General features: G+C 60.7%; 5 protein-coding genes and 1 pseudogene. All 6 read left to right on the top strand.

The genetic code is table 11. From position 1 onward, the window contains the following. Positions 1–165: 165 nt before the first annotated feature. Positions 166–921 (top strand): annotated as a pseudogene (locus HNH97_RS05785) (IS5 family transposase). Between the two features lie 755 nt (positions 922–1676). Beyond that, the gene (locus HNH97_RS05780) at positions 1677–2375 is read left to right on the top strand and encodes a response regulator transcription factor (RefSeq protein ID WP_244949332.1); all 699 of its coding nucleotides are present in this window, start codon (positions 1677–1679) and stop codon (positions 2373–2375) included. After that, on the top strand, positions 2375–3751 hold the full coding sequence (locus HNH97_RS05775; RefSeq protein WP_171790208.1) for an ATP-binding protein: 1377 nt from the start codon (positions 2375–2377) through the stop codon (positions 3749–3751). The genes HNH97_RS05780 and HNH97_RS05775 overlap by 1 nt, the downstream gene beginning before the upstream one ends. 32 nt (positions 3752–3783) lie before the next feature. Further along, entirely contained in the window at positions 3784–5013 is a 1230-nt protein-coding gene (locus HNH97_RS05770) for an MdtA/MuxA family multidrug efflux RND transporter periplasmic adaptor subunit (protein ID WP_244949331.1), read from the top strand. Continuing rightward, positions 5013–8183: an efflux RND transporter permease subunit gene (locus HNH97_RS05765; RefSeq protein ID WP_171790207.1), complete on the top strand. Its 3171-nt coding sequence runs from the start codon at positions 5013–5015 to the stop codon at positions 8181–8183. The genes HNH97_RS05770 and HNH97_RS05765 overlap by 1 nt, the downstream gene beginning before the upstream one ends. A gap of 1 nt (position 8184) precedes the next feature. Beyond that, on the top strand, positions 8185–11487 hold the full coding sequence (locus HNH97_RS05760) for an efflux RND transporter permease subunit (protein ID WP_171790206.1): 3303 nt from the start codon (positions 8185–8187) through the stop codon (positions 11485–11487).

Genomic DNA, 11487 nt, shown 5'->3' with positions numbered 1-11487 from the left:
AAAACAGCAACGTCGTTCCTCGCGGTCATCCACATCGCTGCCGCAGCAGACTGGATCAAGCCCTAACAGGCCCTAGGGCGTGTCGTCAGTTAGCATCTGGCGCCATGAGACTTGTACTCCCGTTTGATCTGTGATGTTTTCTCCCTGTTTTCAGGGAGAGAATGAATGCGACGATATGGCCTGAGTGATAGCCAGTGGGAACGGATAAAAGATCTTCTCCTGGGTCGTGAAGGCCATGTCGGCGGAACGGCTGCCGATAACCGCCTGTTTGTGGACCCCGTGCTGTATCGTTACCGTGCAGGCATTCCCTGGCGTGATCTGCCTGCCCGGTTCGGGGACTGGAAGAACGTGCACCGGTGGCTGCGTCACTGGTGCGAAGGCGGCGTGATCGAACGGATTTTCCGGCATCTGGCTGCTGACCATGACAACGAATACATAATGATCGACAGCACCATTGTCCGTGCTCACCAGCATAGAGCGGGCGCCCGTAAAAAAGGGGCGCGGATCAGGCTATCGGCCGATCCCGTGGCAGACTGACCAACAAAATCCATGTCATATGCTGCGGGAAAGGCTGTGGTTCTTTCCCAGACACCCAGGCAAAGGGCGGACATCATGGAAGCATGCCCCCTGCTGGATGGGGTCGATCCCAAAGCCTTTATCGCCGACAAGGCTTATGACGTCGATCCGCTCATTGAAACGCTTGAAGCACGGCAGATCATACCGGTTATCCCCTCAAGGAAAAACCGACGCAATCCACGGAAAATCAGCTTTCAGCTCTACAAAAACAGAAACAGAAACATCATTGAACGCTTCTTCGCCAGGCTGAAGCAGTTCAGAGGCATTGCAACACGCTACGACAAGCTGCAGTCAACATTCCTCGCAGCAGTGCAACTCGTTTCCGCCATCCTCGAAATTAACTGACGACACGCCCTAATGACTATCTAAAGAGCGGGTCTTATAGAATTGACCTAGGAAATCGTGGAAAATATTCCCAGTCAGACATGAGATCAGGTGACGTAACCATTTATGAGCCAAGAAGACACGTTCACACATTTTTCTGGGAAACAGCCGTCGCGATCGGAGGAACTCGTTATACCCGGAGCGACTCATCATCATGGTCGCTGGGTATCTCTTCCGAAACAAACCGGAAAGATGGTTGGACAGAGGCATCAGCCTGCGGGAAGACGTGATGTCCCTGCCCGTTCCAGAGAACTCGGTCAGTCAGAGGCTTCTGCACGACTGAACTTTCGGACATAGCCTGGCACCTCCACATGCAGGGGTAAATCTTTTTTGTAACGGATATGATCGTTTCTGTTACAATAATATGCCACAGGATATCAATTATTCCCGGTACATACAGAAACATTCCGGGAGATCTCAGTCCGTTTACCGTATACAGCGCGTGGCATTACGCCGGTTAGGCGGGCGATGAATTTTATTTTAACATCATAATCGCTTTTTATCATTTTTGAAATAAACACCCCGCTGCCTTTTTATTTTCTAGGCTGTAATCAGGGCTTTATTATACTTCACGGCATCGAATGAACGCGAATGTAGCCGTGCGGAGTTTCAGATTGATAACGGGGCGGTCAGGCCATGATTTTCCGGACAGCCAGGGAACGGATGGTGCCCCTGTCGGCAAAGGACAGAATTTCGTTCTTGTCGTGGAAGACGACATGGATATCCGCAACCTGCTGACACGTTTCCTGTCACAGCAGGGTTATGAGGTCGCGTCCGCCATGACGGCGGCGGAGGTGCTGGTCATCCTCGCGCGGCGGACGCCTGATATTGTCCTGCTTGATCTCATGCTGCCGCAGGAAAGTGGCCATGCCATCTGCCGCCTGATCCGTAAGCGGAGTGCCATCCCCATTATCATGGTTACGGCGCTTGCCGATGTCCGTGAGCGTATTGCGGGTCTTGACCTGGGCGCAGACGACTACATCAGCAAGCCCTTTGATCTCGGTGAACTGGCAGCCCGCATTCGGGCCGTGCTGCGTCGTCCATCCAGCCCCCCCACTTATCCCACATCGGGTTTACAGCCGGGCTGCAGGTTCGGAAACTGGATCTTTATGCCGGAAAAACGCGCACTCTATAGCACCGAGGGCGTGCGCATGACGCTGACCGGCGCTGAAACCGATCTTCTGCTGCTGTTATGGAACCATGCGGGAGAACTCCTGAGCAGGCAGCGGATCATTGAACTGCTTTATAATGCACCGGGAGCGGTTGAAGAACGCACCATCGACCTGCTGGTCAGCCGCCTGCGGCGCAAGCTGGCGCATGGTGGCCGCCAGCTTGAAATGCTGCGGACGGTGCGCGGCGACGGCTATGTGTTCGACCCCGGTCCGGCCGTTCCGCATGAGGGGACAGCCGACTGATGAAAACCCGGTTTTCCCCGCTGCCCCGCACCGTTTACGGGCAGATGGCCGCAATCGTGATTTCCAGCATGATGGTCACCGTTTTTTTTGTCGCCTTTCTGGTGTTTGCGTTACGTCCGACCGTGCCGCCGCTGCCTGAAGGGCCATGGCCAAACGCACTGGCCTTTGAAACCGCGATTGATGCGTTACGTGCAAGTCCGCCCGAAATACGCGAGGCCATTGCGCAGGGTATGTCAACGCCGGACGTTTCGTTTCGTACTACCGCTCCCTTTGCGTGCACGCCTATCCCGACCGAACATTTCTCGATCCTGCTGCGCCGTATCCTTCAGGCACGGGCGGGCAACCAGAACGTCGTCATGATTGCCTCGACCTGCGCTGCGGATTCCAGCGGCATGACGTCCACCCATATCGACATGCCCCGTGAAGGGATATTCATTACCGCCCATAACGGGATCAATCATCATCTGCCCCAACTCATGCGCGCGACGCTGCCGCTGATCGTATCGTTCCTGTCGATGCTGGTCATCATGGGCACCCTGTCGCTATGGAGCCTGTGGCGCATCAACCGCCCGCTGAAGGTGCTGGCGGACAAGGCCGAAACCTTTGGCTACGACATTACGCCCGAACCCCTGGTCGAACAGGGACCGGTGGAACTGCGCCGCGTCGCGCGTGCTTTCAACCGCATGCAGGCCCGCGTTGCCGCCGCGGCCGAGGAGCGTACCCGCATGCTCATGGCAATCGGTCATGACCTGCGCACGCCACTGACGCGCCTGTCCATGCGTATTGAAATGGGGGGGGCCGACGCCTCCCCTTCGGCCCTGCGCAACGACCTGTGGCTCATGAACCGCATGCTGAACGGGGCGCTGTCCTTCCTGAAGGGCCAGGGTGACACGGAACCGGCCGAACGGGTCGATATCGGCGCGCTGGTGGAAAGTGTCTGCGCGGAATTCGAGGCGATCGGCCGGAACGTGATCTGTCAGGGCGACCTGGGCCTGACCTGCCTGTGCCAGCCCGTGGCCGTGGCCCGCATGGTCAACAACCTGATCGACAATGCCTGCAAATTCGGCAGCGAAGTGCGCGTCGATACACGACGGAGCGGTCATGAAGCCATTATCGAGGTTGCCGATAACGGTCCCGGCATTCCGCCTGAAATGCACGATGTCGTGCTGCTGCCCTTCGCCCGTCTGGACCCCGCCCGCAGCCCGGACGGCGGCCTGGGGCTGGGCCTGTCGATCATCCATGACATCGTGCAGCGCCATCGTGGCAGCCTGACCTTCCATTCAAACCAGCCACACGGATTGCTGGTGCGCATTGCCCTGCCGCTTGACCTGCACACGGCGGCGCAGGCGCACGGCAATACGCAGGCAACCCATTAAGGCCCCGCCAGTACAGAGACGGACCGTAGAAAATGCAGCCTGTTCACGATTTTCCCTTTCCTGCAACCATGCCTGGCGGCCTGTCGTGCCATGTGGTGCAGGATGCCGTTTCAGCGCGCAGGAACCAGGCACGGACCAGGCATTGCGGCCTGCGCCGCGCGAGCCTGCTGACAGCACTGTTCCTGACCGGCCTGCATCCGCTGCATGGCGCGCAGGCGGCCACGAAAACGGTGGATGCGGGTATTCCGGTATCCGTGGCAACCATCAGGACGGGCGATATGCCGGTCGTGCTGAGCGAACTGGGTACGGTCATCCCCGTCACCAACGTAACCGTGCAGAACCGCGTGGAAGGCTATCTGACGCAGGTACTCTTTACCGAAGGGCAGGAAGTGCATGAGGGCGATCTGCTGGCGGTAATCGATCCCCGCCCCTATGAGGCGGAACTGAAGCAGTATTCCGGGCAGTTGGCGGCCGATCAGGCCCAGCTTGACGAGGCGCGGATGGATAATGTCCGGTACCAGAAGCTGCTCAAACGCGACAGTATCGATACCCAGACGGCACAGGACCAGCAGTACAAGGTCAAGCAGCTTGAAGGCACGGTAGAGGCAGATCAGGGGCTGGTCGATACCTACAGGCTGGATGTCGAATACTGCCACATCACCGCACCGGTCAGCGGCCGTGTGGGCATCCGTGCGGTGGACCGGGGCAATTACGTGACCGCGGCACAGTCCGGCGGCCTTGCGGTCCTGACGCAGATGCAGCCGATCTCGGTCATCTTCACCCTGCCACAGGACAAGCTGGGCATGGTCTGGAAACGGCTGCGTACTGCAAAGACGCTGCCGGTCGAGGCATGGGACAGCACGGACACCACGAAGCTGACCGATGGCACGGTCAGCAGTCTGGACAGCCAGATCGATACCTCAACCGGCACGGTCCGGCTGCGTGCCCTGTTCCCCAACAGGGACGAGGACCTGTTCCCCAACCAGTTCGTCAATGCCCACCTGCTGGTTGATACCGAACATGATGTGCTGCTTGCCCCCACCAGCGCCATCCAGTCAGGCCCCAATGGTTCATTTGTATATGTAGTGCAGCCTGACAGCACCGTGGCCGTGCGTCTGGTCAAAACCGGTGTCAGTCAGGGGGATACGGTCGTTGTCACCTCCGGCCTGAAGGCGGATGAGCAGGTGGTGACATCGGGCATCGACCGCCTGCATGCAGGGGCGAAAGTCACCATCCCCGTCACCACGACGCAGGGGGGATAATGAATCTCTCCCGTCTTTTCATACAGCGGCCCGTCGCCACCACGCTGCTCATGTTCGCGTTGATGCTGGCGGGTCTGATCGGTTATCGGTTCCTGCCGATTTCCGCCCTGCCGGAAGTGGATTATCCCACCATCGTGGTCCGCACCTTCTACCCCGGCGCCAGCGCGGATGTGATGATGACCTCCGTCACCGCGCCGCTGGAAGGGCAGATGGGAGAAATGGCCGGGCTGGACCAGATGACATCCCAGTCCTCGGCCGGGGCATCGGTCATTACGCTGCGCTTCGGGCTGACCACGTCGCTGGATGTTGCCGAGCAGGAGGTGCAGGAAGCCATCAACGCCGCCAATTCCCTGCTGCCCAGTGCCCTGCCCGCGCCGCCCATCTATTCCAAGGTCAATCCGGCTGATACGCCCATCATGATCCTGGGGGTCACGTCCACCACCCTGTCGCTGCCCGAAGTGCAGGATTACGTGACGACACGCCTGCAGCAGAAGATCAGCGAGATTTCGGGCGTGGGTGAAGTTTCCCTGTCCGGTGGCAACAAGAAGGCTTACCGCGTCCGTGTGAACGTGCCCAAGGCCACGTCGCTGGGCATAGATCTTGATACGCTGCGCACCACCATCGGCAACGTGAACGTCAACTCCCCCACCGGCAGCTTCAATGGCAAAAAGCTGAACCGCACCATCCATATCGACAGCCAGATTTCCAGCACCGACCAGTTACTCAATCAGGTGGTGGGCTGGTCCGACACCAGTCAGGGGCCGGTCAGGCTGCGCGATATCGCAACGGTGGTGGAAGGGGCGGAAGACACCCAGCTTGCCGGATGGTCGAACCAGACCCCGGCCATCATCCTGAACATCCGACGCCAGCCTTCGGCCAACATCATCAACACCGTCAACGCCATCAAGGCCACGCTGCCATCACTGCAGCAGGACATGCCCGGTGGCGTCACCATCACGCCGCTGACCGACCGGACCACCACCATCCGCGCATCCGTGGCAGATGTGGAATTCGAACTGGGTCTGGCGCTGGCGCTGGTGGTGGGCGTGATCTTCGTGTTCCTGCATGACCCGTCGGCCACCGTCATCCCGGCGCTGTCCGTGCCGCTGTCCATTATCGGCACGCTGGCAGTAATGGATATGATGGGGTTCTCGCTCGATAACCTCTCGCTCATGTCGCTCACCATCTCCACCGGCTTCGTGGTGGATGATGCGATTGTCATGATCGAGAACATCGCCCGTTATATCGAAATGGGCCGCGACCGGATGACTGCGGCGCTGGAGGGCGCGGGCGAGATCGGCTTTACCATCGTCTCGCTCACCATCTCGCTCATCGCCGTGCTGATCCCGCTCCTGTTCATGGGCGATGTGATCGGGCGGCTGTTCTATGAATTTGCCGTGACGCTGGCGGTGACCATCATCCTGTCCGCCGTGGTCTCGCTCACACTCGTGCCGATGATGTGCGCGCGCCTGCTCAAGGACAAGGCGCATGCCACCACCAAGCCGCGCTGGGCACAGGCGACCGACCGGCTGATTGTCCGGGTTATCGATGCCTATGACCGGGGGCTGACGCGCGTGCTGCGCCACCAGCGCGCAACCCTTGCCGTGTTCGTGGCAACGCTGGCGCTGACCGGGCTGCTGGTCGTGGTCATTCCCAAGGGACTGTTTCCCGAGCAGGATACCGGCGTCATTCAGGGCGTATCGGTCATGGATGCCTCCATCTCGTTCGATGCGATGCGCGACCTGCAGCAGCAGTTGGGGGCAGCCATTGCGAAGGATGCGGATGTTGTCAGCCTGTCCTCCTATATCGGCGTGGATGGGGACAACACCACGCTCAATCGCGGGCGTTTTGAAATCAACCTGACGCCGCATGACAGGCGCAGCCTTTCGGCCGCAAAGGTGGCGCAGCGCATCCAGCGCGAGACAGCCACCATAGCCGGAACCCAGCTTTACCTGCAGCCGGTGCAGGACCTGACGCTGAACACCAACGTATCAGCCACCCAGTACCAGTTCCTGGTGGCGGATTCCGATACGAACCGCCTTGCCACATGGGTCCCGCGCCTGATCGATGCCCTGCGTAGGGAACCGGCCCTGGCCGATGTCACGTCCGACCTGCAGGCGCAGGGGCTGGCCGCGACCGTGACACTGGACCGGGCCACGGGGGCGCGCTTTTCCGTCACGCCGGAAACGGTGGACAACCTGCTCTATGATTCCTTTGGACAGCGCCAGATTTCCACCATCTATACCCAGTCCAACCAGTATCGCGTGATCCTGGAGGCCGACCCCGCGCTGCAGACCACGCCCGAGGCACTGGACAAACTGTATCTGGCCGCCAGCGGCAGCGGGGCCACAAGTACGTCCGGCCCGACCCGTGATCCCTCCTCCGGCCTTGTGCCCATGAGCATGGTGACCCGCACGACGGCATCCACCGCGCCGCTGCTGATTACCCATGTGGCGCAGTTTCCGGCATCGACCATTTCATTCAATGTTGCATCCGGCTATTCGCTCGGTGCGGCGACGGATGCCATCACGCGGGTGGAAAAATCACTGCATCTGCCCGCCACCATGCAGACATCGTTTCAGGGCACGGCCGCCGTGTTTGCAGGCAGCATGAGCAACGAGGCCTGGCTGATACTGGCCGCCCTTGTTGCGGTCTATATCGTGCTGGGTGTTTTGTATGAAAGCTTCATCCACCCGCTAACCATCCTATCCACCCTGCCCTCGGCCGCCATTGGCGCGCTGCTGGTGCTGTGGGTCTCGGGTTCGGGGCTGGATGTGATGGGGGTGATCGGGATCGTCCTGCTGATCGGCATCGTGAAGAAAAACGCCATCATGATGATCGATTTCGCGCTGGAGGCGGAGCGTGTGGAAGGGCTGGATTCCGTGCAGTCCATAACCCGTGCGGCCCGACTGCGCTTCCGCCCGATCCTGATGACCACGCTGGCCGCCATGCTGGGCGCCATTCCCATGGTGATCGGTAGTGGCACGGGATCGGAACTGCGCCGCCCGCTGGGTTATGCCATTGTGGGCGGTCTGGCCGTAAGCCAGTTGCTGACCCTGTTCACCACGCCGGTCATCTACCTGTTCATGGAGCGGGTGCGCCTGCGGTTTGCTGCCTTCCGCGCCCGCCATACGTCCGCGCCACCCACGCCGTCAGGGGAGGCACGCTGAAATGTCGATCGTCGCCCTGTGCATCAAGCGCCCGATCGGCACCACGCTTATCGTGATCGGCATGATGATTGCCGGCGCCATCGGCTACTGGCTGCTGCCTGTATCCGATCTCCCCAATGTGGACCTGCCGGTCATTCAGGTGCAGGCCCAGCAGGCCGGTGGCACGCCCGAGCAGATTGCCAGCACGATTGCCGAACCCCTGGAGCGGCATCTGGGCACGATTGCCGGGCTGAGCGAGATGACATCGCAATCCGTGACCGGGCAGGTCAGCATTGCCCTGCAGTTCGATACCTCCCGCGACATCAACAGCGCCGCGCGTGACGTGCAGGCGGCCATCGTGGCAGCCCGCGCGGACCTGCCCGCCACCCTGCGGCAGAACCCGACCTATGTCGAAGCCAATACCGCCGGCATGCCGGTCATGGTGCTTGCCCTTACATCGGACACCAGAACGCCCGCACAGGTCTATGACGTGGCGACCAATGTGCTTGAACAGCATCTGTCCCAGATCAGTGGCGTGGGGCAGCTCATGCTGGGTGGGGCGGCGCTGCCTGCCGTGCGGGTGGAACTCAATCCCCTCGCCCTGTTCAAATACGGCATCGGGTTCGAGGATATCCGTGCCGCCCTGTCCTCCGCCAATGCCAATACGCCCAAGGGGTTCCTCAATCGCGGCAGGCAGCGCCTGATCCTGCAGACCAACGATCAGGTTCATGGCGCGCAGGACCTCAAGGGTCTGATCGTGGCCTATCGCAACATGCGTCCCGTGCGGCTGGAGGACGTGGCACAAGTGACCGACGGGGTGGAAAATGTTGAAAATGGTGGCTTCTTCAACCGCAAGCCTGCCGTTCTGGCCATTGTCTTTCCGCGTGCGGGGGCCAACGTGGTCCAGACCATCAACCAGATCAGGGCGCAGTTCCCGACCCTGAAGGCCGCCCTGCCCGCCGATGTGGAGCTGCATGTCGGCATGGACCGTTCCGCCACCATCCAGGCCGCCCTGACCGATACCAAGAGCACGCTGGTCCTGTCGGTGCTGCTGGTGGTGGGCGTGGTGCTGGTGTTCCTGCGTTCGCCGCGCACGACCATCGTGCCGGCCCTGGTTATTCCCGCATCGCTGGTCACGACGTTTGGCGTGATGAAGCTAATGAACTATTCGCTCGACAGTCTCTCGCTCATGGCGCTGACCATTGCGACGGGCTTCGTGGTGGATGACGCCATCGTGGTGATCGAAAACATCAGCCGCCATATGGAACAGGGGGCGAGCCGCGCCGATGCGGTGCTGCAGGGCGCGCAGGAAGTAGCCTTTACCGTGCTGTCGGTGTCCATCTCGCTGGTGGCGGTGTTCCTGCCCATTCTCATGCTGGGGGGACTGATGGGCAGCCTGCTGCATGAATTCGCCGTGACCATTTCGGTGACGGTACTCGTCTCCATGATGCTCTCGCTCACGCTTACACCCATGATGTGTGCGCGGATCCTGCCATCGGGGGACGCGCGGGCTGACAGAAAGCCCAATTTCTGGTCCCGCCTTTCCGTGCGGATGGAACGCGGCTTTGCTTATGTGGAAAATGCCTATGGCCGCTCACTGGCCACGGCACTGCGCCATCGCAGGCTGGTGCTGCTTTCGCTGCCTGTCACCATCGGGATGATGGGCGTGCTGTTCGTATTCATGCCCAAGGGCCTGTTCCCGACCGAGGACACCGGCATGATGATGGCGCATCTCGTCGCCGATCAGGCCACTTCCTTTGATGAGATGCTGGCGAAGGTCGATCAGGTGGAAAAGAACATTCTGGAGAACGCTCAGGTCTCCGGCGTGACCGGCTTTGTTGGTGGCCGCAATTCCAGCAACCAGGCCAATATCTTCATTGACCTGATCGACAAGGCACAGCGCAGGACCACCATCAGCCAGACACTGGCCGACCTGACCCACCGCACGCATGATCTTGTGGGCGGGCAGTTCATTGCCATGCTGCCCAGCCTCCTGCCCTCAGGCGGGCGGCAGGCCAACGGGGCCTATCAGTACACATTGCAAAGCGATGACGCGGCGACACTATATCACTGGATTCCCCGCCTGCAGGCGGCACTGCAGAAGCATGCTGAACTGCGCGATGTCTCATCGGATGTACAGCAGGGCGGGCTTTCCACCAATGTCATGATCAACCGTGACGTATCGGGGCGGACGAACCTGACCCCGCAACTGATCTCCAACACGATCTATGACGCCTTTGGCCAGCGTGCGGCTTCGGTCATCTACAACCCGCTGAACCAGTACCGGGTGGTGATGAACGTCCTGCCGAAATACTGGGACAATGCCGATATCCTGCAGCAGGTATGGGTCAGCACATCAGGGGGCACCGCCAGCGGCAGCACGCAGAGCAATACGATCAAGGTCACGTCCGCCTCCACCACGTCCACCACCGCATCCTCGCTCAGCAGCCAGTCCTTCGCCAACCAGATCCAGAACAGCCTTGCCGGTGGCAGCGGGGCCTCCAGCGGGTCGGCCGTGTCGTCTACGGCGGAGACGATGGTCCCGCTTTCGGTCGTGTCCAGTATGCAGTCCGCCACCATGCCGCTCAGTGTGAACCATCAGGGGCAGTCGCTGGCGGCCACGCTGTCGTTCAACCTGGCGTCCGGTGCCTCCATGTCCGATGCCACGCGGATCATCAATGAGGAGATCGCCCGGCTGCAGGTGCCGACAAGCGTGCACGGGCATTTTGCCGGCACCGCCGCCCAGTTCCAGAGTTCGGCGAGCAATGAACCGCTGCTGATCGTGGCGGCACTGGGTGCTGTCTATCTGGTGCTTGGCATCCTGTATGAAAGCTATGTCCATCCGCTGACCATTCTCTCCACCCTGCCCTCGGCCGGGGTGGGGGCGCTGCTGGCGCTGTACCTGCTGGGGCAGGAGTTTGACCTGATTGCGCTGATCGGGCTGATCCTGCTGATCGGGATCGTGAAGAAGAACGCCATCATGCTGGTGGATTTCGCCATTACCGAGGAACGCAACCATAACCGCCCGGCACAGGACGCCATCCATACCGCCTGCCTGCTGCGCTTCCGCCCGATCATGATGACGACCATTGCCGCCGCCATGGGCGCGCTGCCGCTTGTGGTGGGCAACGGCTACGGCGCGGAACTGCGCCGCCCGCTGGGCATCGCGATCATGGGCGGGCTTCTGTTCAGCCAGATCCTGACGCTGTACACCACGCCGGTCGTGTACCTGTATCTCGACCGTCTGGGCCAGTGGGGGCGTCGGCGCCTTCCCGCCATTTTCCATGCCATTGCGCGCGTCGTGCGCCCTGCCCGCTCCTCATGA

Source organism: Gluconacetobacter entanii, assembly GCF_013155425.1.
GTDB lineage: Bacteria > Pseudomonadota > Alphaproteobacteria > Acetobacterales > Acetobacteraceae > Novacetimonas > Novacetimonas entanii.
This window is presented reverse-complemented; position numbering and strand designations above follow the sequence as displayed.